The sequence below is a fragment of the Kitasatospora sp. NPDC097691 genome, from assembly GCF_040302665.1.
Classification (GTDB): domain Bacteria; phylum Actinomycetota; class Actinomycetes; order Streptomycetales; family Streptomycetaceae; genus Kitasatospora.
Genome location: NZ_JBEORY010000022.1, coordinates 85,089 through 103,978 on the forward strand (window position 1 = coordinate 85,089; position 18,890 = coordinate 103,978).

19 protein-coding genes are annotated in these 18,890 nt (G+C 73.4%); 10 read left to right on the top strand and 9 right to left on the bottom strand.

Features of this window, described 5'->3' with window-relative positions:
* Nucleotides 1-3 precede the first annotated feature (3 nt).
* Together ABTY56_RS18020 and ABTY56_RS18025 are read left to right on the top strand one after the other, a co-directional pair.
* Nucleotides 4-2,595 (top strand): FtsX-like permease family protein, encoded by a 2,592-nt coding sequence (locus ABTY56_RS18020; RefSeq protein WP_350629789.1) that lies wholly within the window; start codon nt 4-6, stop codon nt 2,593-2,595.
* Nucleotides 2,596-2,711: 116 nt separating this feature from the next.
* On the top strand, nt 2,712-2,852 hold the full coding sequence (locus tag ABTY56_RS18025) for a hypothetical protein (RefSeq protein ID WP_350629790.1): 141 nt from the start codon (nt 2,712-2,714) through the stop codon (nt 2,850-2,852).
* A 96-nt stretch (nt 2,853-2,948) separates the two neighbouring features.
* Here ABTY56_RS18025 and ABTY56_RS18030 read toward each other — a convergent pair whose 3' ends face one another.
* The 3 genes from ABTY56_RS18030 to ABTY56_RS18040 all read right to left on the bottom strand — a co-directional run bounded on the left by ABTY56_RS18030 (nt 2,949) and on the right by ABTY56_RS18040 (nt 6,284).
* Nucleotides 2,949-3,932 carry an SDR family NAD(P)-dependent oxidoreductase gene (locus ABTY56_RS18030; protein ID WP_502893143.1) on the bottom strand — a complete coding sequence of 328 codons (984 nt, stop codon included), beginning with the start codon at nt 3,930-3,932 and terminating at the stop codon, nt 2,949-2,951.
* Between the two features lie 512 nt (nt 3,933-4,444).
* A complete protein-coding gene (locus tag ABTY56_RS18035; protein WP_350629791.1) occupies nt 4,445-5,524 on the bottom strand; it encodes a trypsin-like serine peptidase in 1,080 nt (359 codons plus the stop codon).
* A gap of 79 nt (nt 5,525-5,603) precedes the next feature.
* Nucleotides 5,604-6,284 (bottom strand): hypothetical protein, encoded by a 681-nt coding sequence (locus ABTY56_RS18040; protein ID WP_350629792.1) that lies wholly within the window; start codon nt 6,282-6,284, stop codon nt 5,604-5,606.
* A 176-nt stretch (nt 6,285-6,460) separates the two neighbouring features.
* On the opposite strand from ABTY56_RS18040, the gene ABTY56_RS18045 reads away from it, so the two are divergent.
* From ABTY56_RS18045 to ABTY56_RS18075, 7 genes are all read left to right on the top strand, one after another.
* Complete coding sequence (locus tag ABTY56_RS18045; protein ID WP_350629793.1) at nt 6,461-7,312, top strand: DUF3626 domain-containing protein; 852 nt, start codon at nt 6,461-6,463, stop codon at nt 7,310-7,312.
* Between the two features lie 142 nt (nt 7,313-7,454).
* A complete protein-coding gene (locus tag ABTY56_RS18050) occupies nt 7,455-8,672 on the top strand; it encodes a phosphodiester glycosidase family protein (RefSeq protein ID WP_502893144.1) in 1,218 nt (405 codons plus the stop codon).
* Between the two features lie 289 nt (nt 8,673-8,961).
* Nucleotides 8,962-10,146, top strand: coding sequence for a cytochrome P450 (locus tag ABTY56_RS18055; protein ID WP_350629795.1), 1,185 nt, complete (start codon nt 8,962-8,964; stop codon nt 10,144-10,146).
* A gap of 234 nt (nt 10,147-10,380) precedes the next feature.
* Nucleotides 10,381-11,010, top strand: a complete 630-nt coding sequence (locus tag ABTY56_RS18060; RefSeq protein ID WP_502893148.1) for a DUF4360 domain-containing protein — start codon at nt 10,381-10,383, stop codon at nt 11,008-11,010.
* 195 nt (nt 11,011-11,205) lie between these two features.
* Complete coding sequence (locus ABTY56_RS18065) at nt 11,206-11,742, top strand: hypothetical protein (protein WP_350629797.1); 537 nt, start codon at nt 11,206-11,208, stop codon at nt 11,740-11,742.
* Between the two features lie 98 nt (nt 11,743-11,840).
* Entirely contained in the window at nt 11,841-12,320 is a 480-nt protein-coding gene (locus tag ABTY56_RS18070) for a DUF2975 domain-containing protein (protein WP_350629828.1), read from the top strand.
* The gene (locus ABTY56_RS18075; protein ID WP_350629798.1) at nt 12,320-12,547 is read left to right on the top strand and encodes a helix-turn-helix domain-containing protein; all 228 of its coding nucleotides are present in this window, start codon (nt 12,320-12,322) and stop codon (nt 12,545-12,547) included. Before ABTY56_RS18070 ends, ABTY56_RS18075 begins: the two co-directional genes overlap by 1 nt.
* Before the next feature lie 134 nt (nt 12,548-12,681).
* Here the strand turns inward: ABTY56_RS18075 and ABTY56_RS18080 are convergent, their stop codons facing one another.
* The 5 genes from ABTY56_RS18080 to ABTY56_RS18100 all read right to left on the bottom strand — a co-directional run bounded on the left by ABTY56_RS18080 (nt 12,682) and on the right by ABTY56_RS18100 (nt 16,963).
* On the bottom strand, nt 12,682-13,179 hold the full coding sequence (locus ABTY56_RS18080) for a phosphoribosyltransferase (RefSeq protein WP_350629799.1): 498 nt from the start codon (nt 13,177-13,179) through the stop codon (nt 12,682-12,684).
* 162 nt (nt 13,180-13,341) lie between these two features.
* Nucleotides 13,342-14,802, bottom strand: a complete 1,461-nt coding sequence (gene gnd, locus ABTY56_RS18085; protein ID WP_350629800.1) for an NADP-dependent phosphogluconate dehydrogenase — start codon at nt 14,800-14,802, stop codon at nt 13,342-13,344.
* A gap of 171 nt (nt 14,803-14,973) precedes the next feature.
* On the bottom strand, nt 14,974-15,237 hold the full coding sequence (locus tag ABTY56_RS18090) for a co-chaperone GroES (RefSeq protein WP_350629801.1): 264 nt from the start codon (nt 15,235-15,237) through the stop codon (nt 14,974-14,976).
* Nucleotides 15,238-15,466: 229 nt separating this feature from the next.
* Nucleotides 15,467-16,234 carry a hypothetical protein gene (locus ABTY56_RS18095; protein ID WP_350629802.1) on the bottom strand — a complete coding sequence of 256 codons (768 nt, stop codon included), beginning with the start codon at nt 16,232-16,234 and terminating at the stop codon, nt 15,467-15,469.
* Between the two features lie 120 nt (nt 16,235-16,354).
* Entirely contained in the window at nt 16,355-16,963 is a 609-nt protein-coding gene (locus ABTY56_RS18100; protein WP_350629803.1) for a hypothetical protein, read from the bottom strand.
* Between the two features lie 627 nt (nt 16,964-17,590).
* On the opposite strand from ABTY56_RS18100, the gene ABTY56_RS18105 reads away from it, so the two are divergent.
* Nucleotides 17,591-18,079: a phosphatase domain-containing putative toxin gene (locus tag ABTY56_RS18105; RefSeq protein ID WP_502893145.1), complete on the top strand. Its 489-nt coding sequence runs from the start codon at nt 17,591-17,593 to the stop codon at nt 18,077-18,079.
* Nucleotides 18,080-18,166: 87 nt separating this feature from the next.
* On the opposite strand, the gene ABTY56_RS18110 is transcribed toward ABTY56_RS18105, so the two are convergent.
* Complete coding sequence (locus ABTY56_RS18110) at nt 18,167-18,865, bottom strand: SDR family oxidoreductase (RefSeq protein WP_350629805.1); 699 nt, start codon at nt 18,863-18,865, stop codon at nt 18,167-18,169.
* Nucleotides 18,866-18,890: the final 25 nt, after the last annotated feature.

Below are 18,890 nucleotides of genomic sequence, written 5' to 3' on the forward strand. Positions count from 1 at the left end.
ACCATGTTGAGAATGGCTCTGCGCAACGCCCTGGCGCACAAGGCCCGGCTGGCCATGACCGTGTTCGCGGTCTGCCTCGGCGTCGCGTTCGTGTCCGGCACCCTGGTGTTCGCGGACTCCACCGCGGCGGCCCACCGCGCCGCCGCCTCAAGGGACTTCGCCGACATCGCGGTCACCGTGACGGCCAAGGAAGCCCGGCCCGGGGACACCGCCGGTCAGCAGCCCGGCGTGCTCGACGACCGCCTCGCGCGGACGCTGGCCGACGTCCCCGGCGTCGCGGCCGTCCGGCCGTCCGCCGACGGCTCGGCCGTCCTGAACGCAGCGGACGGCACCCCGCTGCGGGTCGGTGCGCGGTGGGCGAACCAGGCCGCCGCCTACGTCCCGCGCACCGGCGGCATCGGCGGTACGGACGGTACCGGCGGCACGGGCGCCGCGGACGGCACCGACGGCCGCTACCCGCTGGTGGTGGGCCGGGGCCCGAAGGACGGCGGCGAGATCGCCGTGGACCGCGGCACGGCCGCCGCCGGCCGACTGAAGGTCGGCGACCCGGTCACGCTCGCCACCGACGGGCCGGCGATGACCAAGCGACTCGTCGGCATCGTCACCACCGACGACACCCGGGTGACCGCCGGCGGCACCCTCGTCCTGTTCGACCGGGCAACCGCCCAGCAGCTGTTCGCCACCCCGGGCCACTACACCGGAATCGACCTCGCCGCCGCACCCGGCACCGACCCGTCCGAACTCGCACGCCGAGTCGCCGCCGTGCTCCCCGCCGACCGCGCCGAGGTCACCACCGGCGCCGCCCAGGCCGCCCAACAGGCCGTCCTCGTCGGCACCTTGACCCGCGGCTACGAGAAGCTGCCGCTGGTCTTCGCCGGGGTCTCGCTGTTCATCGCCTCGTTCCTCATCGTCAACACCTTCACCATGCTGGTCGCACGGCGCACCCGGGAGGTCGCGCTGCTGCGGGCGATCGGCGCGCAACGCCGCCAGGTGGCGCGCTCCGTCCTCCTGGAGGCCCTCCTGGTGGGGCTCCTCGCGTCGGCGGCCGGGTTCCTGCTCGGCCTCGGCATCGCATCGGTGCTGCCCGGCCTCCTCGGCGGCGGGCTGCCCCGCGGCCCCCTGGTGATCGGCCCGGCCTCCGTCGTCGCGGCGCTCGCCGTGGGTGTGGGCGTCACCGTGCCCGCCGCGTGGCTGCCCGCCCGGCGGGCGGCGCGGGTCGCACCGATCGAGGCGCTGCGCACGGCCGAGCAGCCGCCCGCGGGTCGGCAGCGCCTGCGCACTGCGGCGGGCCTCGCCCTCGCCGTCCTCGGCGCCGCGCTGCTGGTGTCGCTGCGGGGTGCGAAGGACGCCTCGGAGGGGAACCTGCGGAGCGCGATGCTCGGGTGCGCCCTCCTGGGCGGTGGCCTGATCGCGCTCGCTCCGGTGCTGGCCACCCCGGTGATCCGGTCGTTCGGACGGCTCACCCGTCGCTTCGGCGTCGCCGGGCGCCTCGCCCGCGAGAACGTGCTGCGCGACCCGCGGCGCACCGCCGCGACCGCCGCCACGCTGATGATCAGCACCGCGCTGGTCGCCGGGCTCGCCACCGTCGGGAACTCCGCCGCGCGGGCCCTCGACCACCGGGCGGCGGCCGGGCTCGTCGCCGACTACGTGATCGGATCCCGCTCCACCACCGACGGCGTCGACCAGGCCGCCGTCCGGCGGGTGGCCGGGACCGCCGGGGTGCGGGCGGCGAGTGGCATCACGGACTCCACCATGGTGGCCGGCGGTACGGTCCTGCAGGTCGCGGGCGTCGACCCCGACGCGGTGGGCACCGTCGTGCGGCTCGACGTGACCGGCGGCTCCGTCCAGGACCTCGGTCCGGGCCGGATCGCCGTCTCCGCCACCGTCGCCCGGCAGCACCGCCTGAGCCCCGGGGACCGCCTCGACGCCCGCATCGGCCGTGCCCAGGACGTCCGCCCGTACACCGTCGTCGGCGTCTACCGGGACAACCCGACCGCGCTCGACGTGCTCGCCGCCCGCGCCGAGGTGGCGCCCGACAGCCACCTGCCCGGCTCCGTCCAGCGGATCCTCGTGCGCACCGACGGCAGCTCGCACGCGATGGAGGAACGCCTGCGCACCGCCGTCGGCAACAGCCCGCTGCTGAAGGTGCAGGACCGCGCCGGGCTCGTCCGCGAGGCCGCCGGCACCATGGGTGACCTGCTGGCCGTCCTGTACGTGATGCTCGCGGTCGGCGCCGTGATCGGCGCGCTCGGCATCGTCAACACCCTGGCCGTGTCGGTCGCGGAGCGCACCCGCGAGATCGGCCTCCTGCGAGCCGTCGGCCTGGACCGCGGGGGCGTGCGGCGGATGATCTGCCTGGAAGCGGTGACCATCGCCGCGTTCGGCACCCTGCTCGGTCTGGCCGCCGGACTGGCCGGCGCCTGGGCCGTCGGCCCGCTGGCCACCGGCGCGGTCGAGCACTACACCCTGGTACTGCCCTGGGGGACGCTGCTTCTCGTGTGCGCCGCCTCGCTCGTGATCGGCGCCCTCGCAGCCGCGCTCCCGGCCCGTCGCGCGGCCGCGCTCGGCCCCCTGACGGCAACCGCGCAGGCGTGAGGCACCCACCGCCATCGGCTCCGGCGGCGGCACCGTCTCGCCGCGGCCGAGCCGGACGGGCAGCTTCCCGAGGAGTCCGGCGAGGCCAGGCAACGCGCGAGGGCTGAAGCATCGTCATGGACGACGGCGACTTCAAGGCGGACTCCCTCCTCTGGAAGGGCCACGAAACCGAGCAGGCCGCCAACGGCCCCGACAGGCTGATCGCCACCGGCAAGGCCGACGTCAAGAACCTCACCGGCCCGCAGAGCGACAGTTGACGACGCGCGGGACCGCCGCCCGTACCTGCTCCGCCCGGCGTGGTCCGCGATGACGTGGTCCGCGATGACGTGGTCCGCGATGACGTGGTCGTCGTCTCACCGGACCGTGTCGGTGCGGTCGGTGAACGACAGCTCGATGCCGGTCAGTTCGCAGCCGGCGGCCCAGAGACGTGCCGCGGTCGTGGTGTCGGCGAGGTGGTTCCAGAGCGGTTCGATCCTGGGCGCACCACGCAGCCCGAACGCCCGGGGGCTCCACATCTGGCCGCCGCGGACGCCCGGGTCCAGGACGGCCCGGACAGCGGACCACGCGGCAGCGTCCTTGCCCTGGACGACGAGGCCGAGCGGTAGGCCGCGCAGCCGCTCGCCGGTGGTCCGGACGTGGACGGGCGGGCGCGAAGGGGTGAGGGAGTCGAGTGCGCCGCCGGGATGGACGAGCACGCTCAGCGTCGCGCTGCCGGCGGCGCGCAGGCGGCGGTCGAGTTCGAGGGCGAAGAGCATCTGGGCCAGCTTGGACCGCGCGTAGGCGCGTTTGGGCTGGTAGTCGCGCATGCTCTGGAGATCGTCGAGGTCCAGGCGTTCGGTCTTGGCGGCGAAGCTGCCGGTGGTGACGATCCGGCTGCCCGGGGTTGCCGTGAGCAGCGGGGCCAGGTGGTGGGTCAGCGCGAAGTGGCCGAGGTGGTTGGTGGCGAACATCAGCTCGTGGCCGTCCGTGGTTTCGCGGCGCGGCGGGTGGTCGAGCGCCACACCGGCGTTGTGGACGACCGCGTCGAGGCGGTCCAGTCCGAGCGCGTCCACGGAGGCCTTGAGCGAAGCGTGGTCGGCCAGGTCCAGGGGCACGTGCCGCACCTTGGCGCCGGGGACGCGCGCGCCGATGGAAGCGATCGCGTCTTCGGCCTTCGCCCGGTTGCGGCTTCCGAGGACGACCGTGGCCCCGGTGCCGGCGAGCTGCTCGGCGACGAAGTACCCGATGCCCGCGTTGCCGCCGGTGACCAGGACGTTCTTTCCTCCGGCGCGAGGCAGCCGGTGGACGTTCCACCGTGGGTCCCGGGGCGTGGAGGGCATGGTGGGTACGGCGGGCATGGCGGGCTCCCGGAGGCTCGGAGTGGTCTGGAGGGGGCGGGCCCGTACACGTACGGCTGGCCACGCCCTGCTCCTACCGTCCCGGGGGCCGCTCACATCCCGCCGACAGGTCGCTGTCCCCGCTGACAGCCGGCCGACATCGCGTGGGCCGCCCGGCGGGCCCGAGAGTTGACGGCGGGTCGGCCGGCGAGGCTCGGAGGACCGTCCGCAACCGCGTCCTGCCGTCGACGGGGCGGGCGGCGGGACAGGAGCAGGGAGCGGAGCACCGCCTTCCGGATGGCATGTCCGCGGCCGGAAAATCCCAGGTCAAAGCCTTGTTCACTGCCGGTTCGCAGGTCTAGCATTCCCGGCACGGCGACCCCACCGCAGTCGGGCCGCCGAGCAGCCGCGTCTCCCCGTCAACGCGGCTGGCCTCCCACACGGCCGGGGCCCCGCGGATCACCCCCATCGTCCGCGAGACCCCGGCCGGCAGGCCCACCACCGACACGGCCGTGGGATTCCCGGGCCCGGGCTCAGGAGGCCGGGCCCGCCGGCGGAGCGCCGGTGGTCGCGGCCTGGTACAGGGCGCGGGTGGCGGGGCCGAAGTGGGCGCTGTACGAGATCTTGGGGGTCTTGCCGCCGGTGTGGTAGCCGCCGATGATCCCGGTCACCGCCCACCCGCCGGACCGGGGCACCAGCATCGGCCCGCCCGACGTCCCGCCCACGAATCCGTCGCACGCGATGCGTTCGAAGGTGCCCGGGTCCGCGGGATCGTCGCTGACCCACCGCGTGGTGCGGCTCAGGCACTCCAGCGGCTTCTGCGCGCCGGCCGGGTACCCGATCATCCGTACCGGAGCGTGGGAGTGGCCGGAGCCGGTGAGCAGATCGAGCGCGCCGACCGCGTCCTGGATCCGCCGGCCGTCCTGGCCGGGCTCGGTCACCGCGAAGGCGAAGTCGTACGCGGCCCCGGCGTGCGGGCCCCGGTCGTAGTACTCCTGCGGGACGTAGACGCCGTTGGTCCTGACCGGGAAGACGCCGAACGGCGTGAGTCCGTCGTGGTACTGCGGAACGAACCCCAGGTGCCGCTTGGGGGAGGTGCCGGAGGCTCCGGTGAGGCAGTGCCCCGCGCTCAGCACGAGGTCGCGGCCGGGGCTGCGGACCACGGAGCCGCTGCACGTGCGGTGCGTCCCGGCGGCGTCGGTCCAGAAGAACGTACCGGCCTGCGGCATGCCGTCGAAGCTCCTGCTCGCGGGGATGAACTCGCCGGGCCGGGGCCCGTCGGCGGTGGCTGCGGCCGGTCCGGTGGATCCGGTGGATCCGGTGCCGACGGGCCGCGCGGCCGCCATGCGGGCCGGGGTCCAGTACGTGCCGAGCTGCGCGGCGTCCGGGTTGCCCGCGGACGGCGCTGCCGCGGAGGCGGTCGGGGCAAGCCCGGCACCCAGCAACACGGCGGACGCGACCGCCGCGACAAGCCGGACGGCTCGCGTCCTCGACGATGGCGAGGGCACTTGCCCACGTGCCGCGACCGGCTCCCGGTGCGCCGCGGGCGTGGGCGCGGAGCCGGTGTCGAGCGGGGCGGGGATCGGCAGCCAGGACAGCGGAGGGTTCGTCATGCCGGTGCAACCCCCGCAGGCCGTGCCCGGTCACGGACCCACCACCGCGCAGCCCCCGGGCGGGGCAGTGGTGCAGGCGCTACCGGGCCTTCGCCTGCGTGTAGTACGTGGCGGTGAGGGTCCAGGCGATGAGCGGGCCGTGGGCCTCCCGTGCCTGGTCCAGGGTCAGGCCGGCCGGGTCGGTCGAGACGTGCCGGCGCAGCCGGTGCCGGTCCCTCCCGGACAGCGGCCAGGCGGTCATCAGGTGCCTGCCCGGGATGTCCCAGTCCACCGTGACGTGGTCGCTTCCGTCGAGGGCGGTGTGCGGGCCTGGGCTGTAGGGCTCCGGTTTGGGAGCGAAGTGGTCCCGGTACAGCAGCCGGGGCGGCAGGCGTTCGATCAGCTCGGGAAGCGCCTGCTCCAGGGGTGCCGACGGCGCGAAGTAGGCGGTGATCCGCAGGTGCCCCGTCATCGCGTACCCGTTCCCGGCGGAGGAGTTGGGGAAGAGGTCGATCCGTGAGCCCCGCCGGCAGGTGTCGATCGTCCGGCTGAACACCGGCCGCAGCTCGTACGTCCGCGCGATCGCCGTCAGCCGCGCCCGCAGCTGCGCCTCGGCGTCCTCGCAGGCCTGCCGGACGGGTTTCGAGCGGGCCAGCCGCCGCAGCCGCCACCCGGCGGGCACACCGGAGCCGAACGCCGCCTGCAGGAGGACGATCGCGATGACGGCGGTGCCGCCCAGGAACTGCTTCACCTTCGCCGGCCCGCGGCGCCCCTCGCTCATCCGCCCATGCTCACCGAACCGACGATCCCCGCGCCTGAGTACGCGTACTCAGGAGTGTGACACCGTCTGCCCGTCGGCAGGGGCGCCGCCGCCGTCGAGTTCGGCGCCTCACCGGTCGCGGGGCCGCACAGCCAATCCGGGTGCACCAGCCGATCGGGTTCGGGCACACTGCGCCGATGAACGTTGATGCAGCCAAGTCTCCTCAGGAACAGGCAATCCGCCATGTGGCGTCGCTGTCATCCGGGGCCCCGCTCGACCCCGCACTGCGCGTGACGCTGAACTTCCACCCGGATCGCACCGTGCGCGGTCGGCCGATCCTGCTCGCGCTGGCCGAAGACGGCGTCTATCACTCCCAGTTCGTCACGGGCGCGAGCAACGGCGGCTTGACGGCCCACCCCGGCGGTGACCGGTGGCGCTGGGAGAGCCGGATCTTCGGGGCCGCGTACGACCACGCGCCCGCCCACGAGCGGCCCGTCTACGGCGCGCTGGACTTCCGGCGCAAACCGTTCGGCGGGGCGCCCCGGTTCGGCTCCGCGCACTTCCGGCTGACTGCCGAGACCCTCCCGCGAGCCACGTTCTGCTACCCGGACAGCGTCTTCGAGCCGTCGGCCTTCGGCGTCGCGGCCGCCATGTCCCTCATCGAGCTGGCCGAGGCCGACAGCCAGGACGCGCTCGACGACTACATCGAGGCACAGGTGCACGGGCCCCTCGTCCTGGCCCGCGATGTCGAAGCACTGGTCCTGGACCCGAGCCATCGAGGAACGGCGGTGGAGGCAGCAGCCCGCGACCTGCCGTGCCCGCTCGAATGGCACCCGGGACTCCGGCTCACCGTCGAAGAGCTCGAGCGCCACGCGGACTACCGCGGGCAGGAGTACGTCGACCTGGGAACCGAGATCGCCGTTGACGGCTGCCTCGATCCCCGGATCATCGGTGACGCCGCACGCACAGGACTCCATGACCAGCAGGCGCTCAAGAAGGTGTGGCACTGTCTGGCACGCTTCGGGGTACCTGCGGAACGCAACGCGTGATCAGACGGGCATCCGGACAGCCCCGACACCGACTCCACCATCAGGGCGGACGTGCGCCGCGGACGAGGCGGCCGGTGCACGAGACGGCCGATGTACGACGCGCCGACGGCGGTGCGGCGGGACGGTCCGACCGGCCGTCAGCATGGCGGGTGTGAGGAGTGCCCTGCGCTGTGTGGTTGCCCTGGTGCTGGCCGTGGCGCCGGCCGGTCCGGTCGTCGCGCCCGCGGGGGCCGAGGCCGCCGGGGGTTGGGAGGTGCTCGCGCCCGGCGTGGCGTACCGGGAGCTTACGGTGCGGACGCCGCACGGCAGCGCGCGGGTGTACGCCGTCCGCGCCGACCTGCGCAGGCCGGGCGTGCGGGCGGACCTGCTCTTCCCCGGCGCGGTGGCCGCCCGGGCGCCGCTGACCCGGCTGGCCGGCGCACGCGGGGCGGTGGCGGCGGTGAACGGGGACTTCTTCGACATCAGCGAGGAGCAGCACCCTGGCGTCGAGGCCACCGGGGCGGCCTCCGGGCCGGCCGTGTACCGCGGCCGGGCGTTGAAGGCGGCGGTCCCGGAGGCGCAGCGGTTCGGTTGGCGGCCGCCTCCGGGCGACACGGCCGAGGACGTGCTCGGGGTCGGCGTGGACGGGGTGGCGCGCACCGGACACCTGGTGCTGCGGGGCCGCCTGCGGGCCGCGGGCGGCGCCTGGCCGCTGGGCGGGCTGAACCAGTATGCGCTCCCGGTCGGTTCGATCGGCGTGTTCACCTCCGACTGGGGCGAGGTCTCCCGGGCCCGCGCCGCGTGCGGGACCGACGAGGCGCGGAAGGCTCCCTGCACGGCGGACACCCGGGAGGTGACGATCCGTCACGGGCGAGTGGTGGGGGTCTCCGACGCCCCCGGCACCGGTCCGATCCCCGCGGGAAGCACCGTGCTGCTCGGCCGCGAGGCCGGCGCCCGCGCGCTGGCGGGCCTGCCCGTCGGCACGCCGGTCGCCCTGGACTACCGCCTCGTGTCGAGCGCGCCGGTGCCCTTCGCCTTCGCCCTCGGCGCCCATTCCCTCCTGCGGGGCGGGGAGGCGCCGGCGGGACTGGACGCGACCGACGTGGAGCCGCGCAGCGCGGTCGGTCTCGCGGCGGGCGGACGGGTGCTGACGCTGTTGTCCACGGACGGACGCGAGGGCACCTCCAACGGCCTGACCCTGACGGAACTCGCCCGCACGGTGGGCGATCTCGGCTGCCCGGACGGTGTCTACCTGGACGGCGGCGCCTCCGCCACACTCGTCGCCCGCGACCGGGTGACCGGCGACCTCACGGTGCGCAACCGCCTCGACCAGGGCCGGGAACGACCGGTCCCCAACGCCCTCGGCATCTTCGCCGGGTAGCGCCGGCGTTCCGGCCCCACCGGCCGCGGCCCACCGCCGACGGGTCCTGCGCCCTGCGCTGCGCCCTGCCGGCGAAGGTCGCGTCCGCGGCTGCCGGTTCCCCCGGTCCCACGGCCCGGAGCCGCCCTCGAAGGAGTGCGGTCGGGAGGGGGCGGCTCCGGCTCGGGGGAGGGGGTGCGTTCGAGGTATGCACGCCCCCGCACGCTGCCTCGGACCGAGGCCGAGGTGCGCAACGGCACGGGCACCTGGGTATCGGGAAGGTCGGTATCCGGTGGTCACGGGAGGTTCCATGAGCGGGCAGGACACGTCGCCGATCTCGATCTTCTACCGTCGCGACGGGCTCGACCCGGGCCCGGCACTGGGCGAGGCCCAGCGAAGGGACCCGGTCCGGCGCGTCCAGGACTTCTGGCTGCACCGGGTCGGCGAGTACTGGCTCGTCACCCGGCACGCCGACGTGCGGCGCGTACTGGCCGACCAGGAGACGTTCGCGATGTACGACCCGCATCGCGCTCCCGTCCTGCCGAACGAACTCCTCAACATGGACCCTCCGGAGCACACGCGGCTGCGCCACGTCCTGACACCGGAGTTCACCGGAAAGCGGATCCGCGCACTGGAGCCGATGATCCGCACCCTGGTCGGCGAGCTGATCGACGCCATGGAATCGCGGGGGTCCACGGCAGACCTGATGGCCGACTTCGCCCTGCCGTTGCCGCTCGGGGTGATCTGCGGGCTGCTCGGCGTTCCCGACCCCGATCAGGGGCAGTTCCACCGCTGGTCCCGCGCCACGCTGGACCTCGGACTCCCCATGGAGGAACGGCTCGCGGCCGGCCGGGAGTCGCACGACTACATGGCCTCCCTGGTGGCGGAGAAGCGGCGCACCCCGGACGACGGGATGATCGGCATGCTCGTCCGGGAGCACGGCACCACGGTGTCGGACTCCGAACTGGTCGGCGTCTGCGAGCTGTTGCTGCTCGCCGGCCACGTCACGGTGTCCAACACGATCGGCCTGGGCGTGCTCGCCCTGCTGTCGCACCCGGAACAGGCCGAGCGGTTGCGCGACGCAGTCGAGGCCGATCCCGTGATCGACACCGCGGTCGAGGAGTTGCTCCGGTACCTGTCCGTCTCCAGCACCGCGCTGGCCCGGACCGCGCGCCGCGACACCGAGGTCGGCGGCGTGCCGATCAAGGCCGGTGACCAGGTGGTCTGCCAGCTGCCGGTGGCCAACCGCGACCCGGTGCTCGGTGCCGGGATGGACCGCCTCGACATCGCCCGCAAACCCGTCTCGCACGTGGCCTTCGGGCACGGCCCCCACCACTGCCTCGGCGCGCCCCTGGCCCGCGCCGAACTGCGGATCGCGCTGCCCGCGCTCCTGCGGCGGCTGCCCGCTCTCGCGCTCGCGTGCCCCGCCGACGACGTGCCCTACCGCGTCAACAACGAGGTCTACGGTCTCCATGCCCTGCCCGTCACCTGGTGACCGGTGACGTGGCCCGGGAGCCGCCGTCGCCCGGGGCCGACGATCCCGGGAGCGGACGGCGCGGGGCGTGCCGTTCGGTCGGCCCACGTCCTGAAGGCTGTTGGAGTGACCGGAGCGTCACCTGCTGAGCGGGGGGACGCGAGCTGTGGTGCGATGCCCACGTGAGATCCGGGGGCCGGGCTCGGGATGTGATGCCCGCCCCGGGGCCGTGGACGAGGGAAGGGAACCCCCATGCTGCTCCGCGCGCTGGCCGCGACTGGTGTCGCCGCATCGCTGTTCGGTTCGCCCGGCTTCGGCGGCAACCCGCTCCCGCCGTCGACCCCGATCGTCATCGACAGCGTGGCGGCCAACGGTTCCGGCTGCCCGCTCGGGACGGCCGCCGTGAGCGTGGCCCCCGACAACACCGCCTTCACCGTCACCTACAGCAACTACATGGCCAAGGTGGGGCCCGGGTCGGCGCCGACGGACTACCGGAAGAACTGCCAGCTCAACCTGGTCGTGCACGTCCCGGGTGGCTATACCTACGCGGTCGTGTCCGCCGGCTACCAAGGCTTCGCGTCCCTGGCGCAGGGGGCGTCCGGGACGCTGCGGGCCGGCTACCACGTCCAGGGCAGCCCCCGCACCAGCAACACGACCCATCGTTTCGAGGGCGCGTTCCAGAACGACTGGCAGGTGACCGACACCGTGGACGTCGCCGCCCGCGTCTTCGCCCCTTGCGGAGCCGAACGCAACCTCGACATCAACACCGAACTGCAGGTCGACCAAGGCACTTCGAGCCCGAGCGCCACCAGCTTCATGTCGATGGATTCGACGGACGGCAGTATCCGAACCGTGTACCACCTGGCCTGGAAGCGGTGCCGCTGAGCTCCCGGCGCTGCGGTCCCCGCTGACGGCCGCCCTGCCGGATCGCACGGGTCCGGCAGGGCGGCCGTCGCGGCTCTCGTTGCGCACCGGTTCGCCGACCGTAGCCGCGCCCGGCACGACAGCGGTGGCCGCGGTCGAGGCCGGCCGCGGGACATCCGCTGGCCTGCGGTCGGCGGTGCCCGGCAGGATGCCGCCATGACGACGAACGAAGCCCCCGGAACGGCGGCCGAGGCGGTGCGGGAGCTGCGGGAGATCGCCCACTGGTGGGTCGACGGCCGGCACGCCGAGCCGGAGTTCCTGATGCAGGCGGCACTCCGTGCCCTGGCCGCCGGCGTGGACACCCCGTCGCTGTGGCACCTCGCCTGGCTGCTCGGCGGTGAGCAGGACCAGGCTCCGGGGCTGTTCGACCGGGTCATGGACGAGCTCGGGTTCGGCCTCCACCCGCTCGGGGACCACGGGGACTACTGGCAGGGCCGGTTGGCGCTCGCCCGCTGGTGGGCCGCCGAGATCGTCGGCGGATGGCTCGACCCCTTCGAGGGGGCCGGACTCATCATCGAGAACGTCGCCGAGGCTTACGGGGAGGGCGAGGAGCTGGCGCCCATGGTCGAGGCGGTGGCGGTGTACACGAGCCCTGACGGATCGCAGCCGGCCCCGGACGACATCACCGCGCGCCTGACCCGGGCCGCCGGTGAACTCCTGGTCCGCATCCCGCCCCCGCCCGGTTCCTCGTGACGCCGTGACGGCGCCCTCCCGCTGGCGGGCGCTGACCGCCCTTGCCGTGCCTATCGATATTCGATAGATTCCCATCGCAATTCGATGGAAGGATGGCCATGGGAAAGCTGACAGTGGCTGCGCTGCGCGCCGTGCTCGTGGTGGTGCTCGCCGGCACCGTGTTCGTGCAGGCATCGATGGTGTGGGCGATGGCCACCAAGGACGCGCCGTGGCCGCTGACCCCGCTGCGCGTGATCACGATCCTGGGCATGGTGTCGGCCCAGGTCGCCCTGGTCTGCGTGTGGCGTCTGGTGGCGATGGTGCGGCGGGGGACCGTGTTCTCCCACGCCGCTTTCCGGTACGTGGACGGCGTGATCGGTGCGATCACCGCGGCTGCCCTCGTGTGGTTCGCGGTCACGGCCGTCAACGCGCCCGGCCAGCGGGAGGACCCGGGCGTCACCATCATCATGGGCGGGGTCGGTGTGGCCATCCTGGGGGTCGCGCTCATCGTGCTGGTGCTGCGGATGCTGCTCACCCAGGCCGTCGCGCGCGACGTGGAAGCCGCGCGGATGAAGGTGGAGTTGGACGGGGTGATCTGATGCCGATCGCCGTCGACATCGACGTGATGCTGGCCCGGCGGAAGATGTCCGTGGGGGAGCTCGCGGACCGCGTGGGGATCACTCCAGCCAACCTGGCGGTACTCAAGAACGGCCGCGCCAAGGCGGTGCGCTTCGCGACGCTCGCCGCGCTCTGCGAGGTGCTCGAATGCCAGCCGGGCGACCTGCTGCGCTGGGAGGCGGAGGCGGAGGACGTCGCGGGCGGATGACGAGGACGCGGATCCGGCCCTGATCCCGCGCGCCGCCCGTCGGCGCCCGCCCGCGGCCGACGGGCCGAACCGGCACCACGATCACCCGCTCCCGGGCGAACCGTAGCCGGGAGTACTGCCGAGTCCTGCTGCGATCAGGCGTCGAGCACCTGGCCGGGGCGCCTGACGACCGGACCTTCCGTCGACCACGGGAACTCGATCCAGTCGTCGGTCCTCTTCCACACGTACTCGCACTGCACGAGGGAGTGCGACTTCTCGTAGATGACGGCGGACCGCACCTCGGCGACGTGGTCGAGGCAGAAGTCGTGCACCAGCTTCAGTGTCTTGCCCGTGTCGGCGACGTCGTCGGCGATCAGGACCTTCTTGCTGGTGAAGTCGACCGCCTGGGGGACGGGTGCCAGCATGACGGGCATGTCGAGGGTGGTGCCCACGCCCGTGTAGAACTCGACGTTCACCAGGTGGACGTTCTTGCAGTCCAGCGCGTACGCCAGACCGCCCGCCACGAACACGCCACCGCGGGCGATGCTCAGGATGAGATCGGGCTCGTACCCGCTGTCGGCGATCGTCTGCGCGAGTTCGCGCACCGCCCGGCCGAACGTCTGGTAGTCCAGGGTCTCTCGCACATCGGTCACGGTGTTCAGTCTCCTTGCTTGGCGGCTGGTCGGGCAGCGGCGAGCATCGGCGCGCGGGGGAGCAGGCGCCTCCCCGACCGCACCCTCCGATGTCCACGGCCGGGACGGCCGGCGGGCCCCGGACTCCCGGACGTCCGGACGGTGCCGATGGTCGAGGGTACGTCAGCGCTGTTCCTCCGGGCGGCCCGGGACCTCCCAGCGGGTGTGGAAGGTCCCGTCCCGGTCGACGCGCTGGTAGGTGTGCGCGCCGAAGAAGTCCCGCTGGCCCTGCACCAGCGCGGCCGGCAGGCGTCCTGCCCGCAGGCCGTCGTAGTAGGCGAGCGCGGTGGCGAAACCGGGGGCGGGCACTCCCAGTTGGACCGCCGCCGAGACGACCCGCCGCCAGGCCGACTGCGCGGAGCCGAGTGCCTCCTGGAAGTGCGCGTCGGTCAGCAGCGTGGGGCGCTCCCGGTCGGCCTCGTACGCGGCCCTGATCCGGTCCAGGAAGCGGGCTCTGATGATGCAGCCGCCGCGCCAGATCGTGGCCATCGCCCCGGGGTCGATGTCCCAGGAGTACTCCGCGCTGCCGGCCTGGATCTGGTTGAAGCCCTGGGCGTAGGCCACCATCTTGGAGGCGTACAGGGCCTGTTCGACGTCCTCCGCGAACCGGTCCGCCGCCGCGCTGTCGAGCCAGGTCTCGGTGGGGCCGGGCAGGCCCCGGCCGGCCTGCCGCAGCGGCACGCTGCCGGACAGCGCGCGGGCGAAGACCGCCTCGGCGATCCCGCTCACGGGCACGCCGAGGTCCAGCGCGCTCTGGACCGTCCAGCGGCCGGTGCCCTTCTGCTCGGCCCGGTCCAGCACCACGTCGACGAAGGGCTTTCCGGTCGCCGCGTCGGTGTGGGCGAGGATCTCGGCGGTGATCTCGATCAGGTAGGACTCCAGGCGCCCGCCGTTCCAGGCCCGGAAGACCTCGGCGATCGCGGCGGGCTGCAGCCCGGCTCCGTGCCGCAGCAGGTCGTACGCCTCGGCGATGAGCTGCATGTCGGCGTACTCGATGCCGTTGTGGACCATCTTGACGAAGTGGCCGGCGCCATCCGGCCCGACGTGGGTGCAGCAGGGCTTGCCGTCGACCTTGGCGGCGATGTCCTCCAGCAGCGGCCCCAGGAGCCGGTAGGCCTCCGGCGTGCCGCCGGGCATGATGCTCGGCCCCTCCAGCGCACCCTGCTCGCCGCCGGAGATCCCGCTGCCCACGAAGTGCAGCCCGCGTTCCCGCAGGGCTGCCTCGCGCCTCCTGGTGTCGGGGAAGTGCGCGTTTCCGCCGTCCACCACCACGTCGCCCTCGTCGAGCAGCGGCACCAGTTCGTCGATGACCGCGTCGGTCGGCGCCCCGGCCTTGACCATGATCACGATCAGCCGGGGGCGTTCCAGGGCCGCGACGAACGCCTCCGTGGTCTCGGCGGCCACGAAGTCGCCCTCGTGCCCGAACTCCTCCAGCAGCGCCGCGGTCCGTGCCCACGTGCGGTTGTGCACGGCCACGCGGTGCCCGTGGCGGGCGAAGTTCCTGGCCAGGTTGCGGCCCATCACGGCCAGGCCGGTGACGCCGATCCGGGCCGGTGCCTGTTCGGTCGTGGCCTGTTCGGTCATGGCGGGAATCTCCAAGGGGGTCTCGGGGCGGATCTCGGGGCGGATCTCGGGGTGGTACTCGGGGCCCGGGCCGTCGGGGTCGAGGACGGTGGGGCCGAGGACGGCGGGGACGCCACGCCCGCCGCTCGCTCGTTCGGCGCTGGTGCTCGTCCGGCGGGTGTGCTCGTGCTCCTACTCCGCGGAGAGTGCGAGGACGTCGTCCTCGGGGAGCTCGACGTACTGCTCCCCGTCCGCCTCGAACTGCGACCCGGCGCTCAGGCTGAAGAGGATCCGCTCGCCGACCTTGACGTCCACCGGGTGCGGCTTGCCGCTCCCGAGGGTTCGGCCGGGCCCCACCGCCACCACCTCGCCCTTCCACCGGTCCGGGTCCTGCGGGGCCGCCCCGCCGATCGGCTTGACGATCAGGTGGTCGTGCTTCGGGTGGAAGTCGGGCATGACATGGTCCTCTCACGTAGGCGCCTGCAGCGCAGCCGGGGCCGCCCCCACACATCGATTCTGCCGGGGTTCGGGGTTCCCGCACGTGAGCGGCGCCGCGGCGGGGGAGCCGCCGGGGCCCGGCCTACTCCATCCGGGTTGCGGAACGGACGGCCGCCCGGTTCCTACGTCGCCCGGCCGACTCCGACGCCGCCCGCCGGGATGACCGGGTCGGACGTGCCGGCTCCCGCTACGAAGGCCGGCCGGCCGCTTCGGGGCCGGTCGGGCTGGTGAGGAAGTGCTGCCGCACCTTGTCGGTGACGACCCGCCGCAAGGTCGGCTGCACCACCTCGGAGGTCGGGATCACGTCCCACCTCATGTACGGCCACCACCGCTCGTGCGCGGCCAGCAGCATTCGCTCGCCGCCCGCGATGTCGCCCTCGACGGCGTACCAGCCGGCGAGCCACAGGCGGAGGTAGTACTGCTCCGGGAGCTCACCGTGCGACTCGACCAGCTCACGTCCGCGGACGAAGTCGTTGGTCTTGGCGATCGCCTCCCAGGCGACCCGCTTCTCGCGTGGCTCCAGCGCCGCGAACTCGCGGTCCAGCAGCCACTCGCCGATCACATCCTCCCGAGGTACGAGCGGCCCGCCCCAGTCGTAGTGGCACGGCAGCAGCCACTCCACCGGCCGGAGGTCGAGCTGCTCGGCCAGCCAGAGCAGCTGGTCCCGCAGTATCCGGCCCTCCGGGATGTGGTCGGCCGCGGCGCGCAGCCGGGGCTGGGCGGGCACGCCCGCATAGAGCTGGGCGACCAGGAACGCCTCGTCGAACGGCATGTCCTGGTCGCACAGGGCCCCGCCGGCCGGCCCCTGACGCTCGATCAACAGCTCGGCCAGCTCGGCCGCCTCCGCGAAGCGGTCGTCCCAGCAGAGGATCTGGACGGCCGCGGCTCCGGCCTCCCACGCCGGGTCGGGCCGTGCGGCGGGATCGGTGGCCAGCGCCAGCAGTTCGGGGAGCACCTCACGGTGTCCGCCATGCCGTGCTCGGGAGGTCAGGCGTTCTGCAGATGTCACCCCACCACCCAAGCACAGTCGGCATTCACCGCGGGAAGCCGTAGCCGGCCGGTGATCAGATGGGGCTCAGCCCATCGTGCAGGCGAGCTGCGCCTTCAGCGTGTTGCGGAGATCCTCCTGGGCGCGGCAGTCGGCGTTGAACACGTCCTCCCACTTGGGGCTGATGAGGTGGACGTTCACGATCTCGGTGACGATGTTGACGTTCCCCTGGGCCACGATGGTGTTGTGGGCGATCGCCACCTGTGCCGTCGGAGCCGTCTGGGCACCTATGACGCCGCCTTCACCGTAGATCAGGTTGGTGATCTTGGTGTAGACGGTGACTTCCTTCCCCTGGATGTTGTTGCCGACGATGGCAACCGTCCAGTCCTTGTAGTTGCGCTGCCAGGCGTAGTTGGTCCGCTGGTTCAGCGCGGACACGGCGCTGTACCCCAGCTTGGCGATCCAGTAGTGCTTGATCAGCGGGCGGCCGCCCGGGTGGTCCCGGGGGTGCGCCGGCTCTCCGAGCTGCACGTCGCCGGACAGGGCCACGTTCTCGATGCTCAGGCCGTCCACCGCCGAACCCGACCGGGGCGCCGCGTCGGCCGGCGCGGCGACGCCGCCGGTGACGGCAAGGGCCGCGGCCCCGGCGACCAGGGCCGTCTTCCACTTCCCGGCGAGCCGCTGACTGATGACCATCCTGGTACTCCTCGATCCCGTGTGTCGGCAAGCACGCGGGCACGCTTCCGCGCCCGCCACCGGGGAACCCGGCGTCCTCGACTCTCGTCGACCCGCACCCGGGCGCACATCAGTCATCTGACTGCATGATGCGGACGACTCGTCAGTGCGGTGTGTCGGTCATGGGGCCGGGCCGTCGGGCACCGCCGGCTCGGCAGCCGGCGCTGCGACCGCATGCGTTCGCACCACTTCTCCCGCACCGACCGCGCGATCGAGGCCCTGGTCGACCGAGACGCCGTCACTTCCGGGGTCGCGGGCTACCGGTCGCGCCACGGCAGTACTACGATCGCGGCCACCGGGCTGTGCTCCTACCCGTTCGTCGAACGGTGCCGGCACCGGATGGGCCTGCGCCCGCTGCGGTTTCCACCCGCCCCAGGCGGATCGACGAAAGTCCAACTCTCCCAACCCGCAGCCGAATTGCCGCGCATGCCGTGAGCGTTCCGCTCACCGAAGCGGAACGGCGCCGCCGTCGACGACGGCCGGGAGTGCCCCCGTCTGCTCGACGCACGCCTCGCCGGACCCGGTCGGCCCACGGCCCCCTGACCGTCCGATCACCATCTGACTCCACCGACCGAAAGCGCAGCTGACATGCGACCCGCCCTCTTCACCATCGACCTCCCCGGCCCGGGACGACTGAGCACCATGGCCAGACCCCGTGGCCATGACTGGCTCGAAGACGAGATGGCCGCACTGAGGAACTGCGGCGTCGACGTCCTCGTCTGCGCGCTCACCGGACCCGAACTCGACGACCTCGGCCTCGCGGACGAACCCCGGACAGCCGCAGCAGCCGGCCTGCAGTTCGTCGCGATACCCATCCCCGACCGCGCCGTCCCCGACCGCGCCGCGATCCTGCCCACCCTGCGCGGACTGGCCGAAAGGCTCCGCGACGGTGCCCACGTCGTCACCCACTGCCGCGCCGGCATCGGACGCTCGTCCCTCCTCGCGGCCGCACTCCTCATCCTCGACGGCGCCGATCCCGACACCGCCTGGAGCCGGATCGAACGAGCGCGTGGGCTCGCCGTCCCGGACACGGCCGAGCAGCGGGAGTGGACGAGGGACCTGCTCACGCAGCCGTGAGTCGACACCGTCTGACTCCGGATCGTGCGGCGCGGACCCGGTTCCAGGATCCCGTGGCGGCCGGGTCCGTGCCCGCGATGTCGATCGTCAGCCGAGCTGGCCGGTCGGGCGCAGGGTGATGTGGTTGATGTCCACGCCCGCGGGCTGGTTGAGGGCGAAGGCGATGGTGTCCGCGATGTGCTCGGGGGTCAGCACCGGCTGGGCGTCGGGGGTGCCGCCGCGCTGGTCCCAGAACGGGGTGTCCACCACGCCGGGGGCGACGACGGTCACGCCGACGCCGTCCTGACCGACCAGCAGGCGGGTGTTCTCGGCCAGCGCGTGGACGGCCCACTTGGTGACCGAGTAGAGGTTGCCGGGAGTGTTGCGCACCCCGGCGACCGAACCGATGATGACGATCCGTCCCTTGGACTCCCGCAGGTGCGCCAGGGTCTCCCGCACCAGCAGGGCCGGGCCCAGGACGTTGGTGAGCACCATGGTGCGCATGTCGGCGGGGGCGTGGGTCTCCAGGTTGCCGGGCAGCGAGAAGCCGGCGTTGGCGATGACGTTGTCCAGCCGGCCCCAGGTGTCCACCACCCGGCGCACGGCGGCGGCGACGTCCCGCTCGTCGCTGGTGTCGCCGGTGATCGTCAGCAGCCGCTCGCCCGCCGCGGCGGAGGCGGCGAAGGCGGCCAGCTTCGCCGCGTCCCGTCCGGTGACGGCCACGCGGTGGCCGTGCTTCAGCAGAGCGCGGGCGGTGGCGGCGCCGATCCCGGTCGAGCCGCCGGTGATGAGGGTGACGGGTTCCATGGGACGGCCTCCTCGGTGATGTGGT

Bases quoted from the DNA above. Each gene is read 5' to 3' on its own strand.
- ABTY56_RS18075 (WP_350629798.1), top strand. From the start codon at position 12,320: ATGCCGATCGCCGTCGACATCGACGTGATGCTGGCCCGGCGGAAGATG.
- ABTY56_RS18090 (WP_350629801.1), bottom strand. From the start codon at position 15,237: ATGCCCGACTTCCACCCGAAGCACGACCACCTGATCGTCAAGCCGATC.
- gnd (WP_350629800.1), bottom strand. From the start codon at position 14,802: ATGACCGAACAGGCCACGACCGAACAGGCACCGGCCCGGATCGGCGTC.
- ABTY56_RS18025 (WP_350629790.1), top strand. From the start codon at position 2,712: ATGGACGACGGCGACTTCAAGGCGGACTCCCTCCTCTGGAAGGGCCAC.
- ABTY56_RS18030 (WP_502893143.1), bottom strand. From the start codon at position 3,932: ATGCCCGCCGTACCCACCATGCCCTCCACGCCCCGGGACCCACGGTGG.
- ABTY56_RS18045 (WP_350629793.1), top strand. From the start codon at position 6,461: ATGAACGTTGATGCAGCCAAGTCTCCTCAGGAACAGGCAATCCGCCAT.
- ABTY56_RS18070 (WP_350629828.1), top strand. From the start codon at position 11,841: ATGGGAAAGCTGACAGTGGCTGCGCTGCGCGCCGTGCTCGTGGTGGTG.
- ABTY56_RS18050 (WP_502893144.1), top strand. From the start codon at position 7,455: ATGGCGGGTGTGAGGAGTGCCCTGCGCTGTGTGGTTGCCCTGGTGCTG.
- ABTY56_RS18105 (WP_502893145.1), top strand. From the start codon at position 17,591: ATGCGACCCGCCCTCTTCACCATCGACCTCCCCGGCCCGGGACGACTG.
- ABTY56_RS18040 (WP_350629792.1), bottom strand. From the start codon at position 6,284: ATGAGCGAGGGGCGCCGCGGGCCGGCGAAGGTGAAGCAGTTCCTGGGC.
- ABTY56_RS18020 (WP_350629789.1), top strand. From the start codon at position 4: ATGTTGAGAATGGCTCTGCGCAACGCCCTGGCGCACAAGGCCCGGCTG.
- ABTY56_RS18100 (WP_350629803.1), bottom strand. From the start codon at position 16,963: ATGGTCATCAGTCAGCGGCTCGCCGGGAAGTGGAAGACGGCCCTGGTC.
- ABTY56_RS18055 (WP_350629795.1), top strand. From the start codon at position 8,962: ATGAGCGGGCAGGACACGTCGCCGATCTCGATCTTCTACCGTCGCGAC.
- ABTY56_RS18065 (WP_350629797.1), top strand. From the start codon at position 11,206: ATGACGACGAACGAAGCCCCCGGAACGGCGGCCGAGGCGGTGCGGGAG.
- ABTY56_RS18035 (WP_350629791.1), bottom strand. From the start codon at position 5,524: ATGACGAACCCTCCGCTGTCCTGGCTGCCGATCCCCGCCCCGCTCGAC.
- ABTY56_RS18110 (WP_350629805.1), bottom strand. From the start codon at position 18,865: ATGGAACCCGTCACCCTCATCACCGGCGGCTCGACCGGGATCGGCGCC.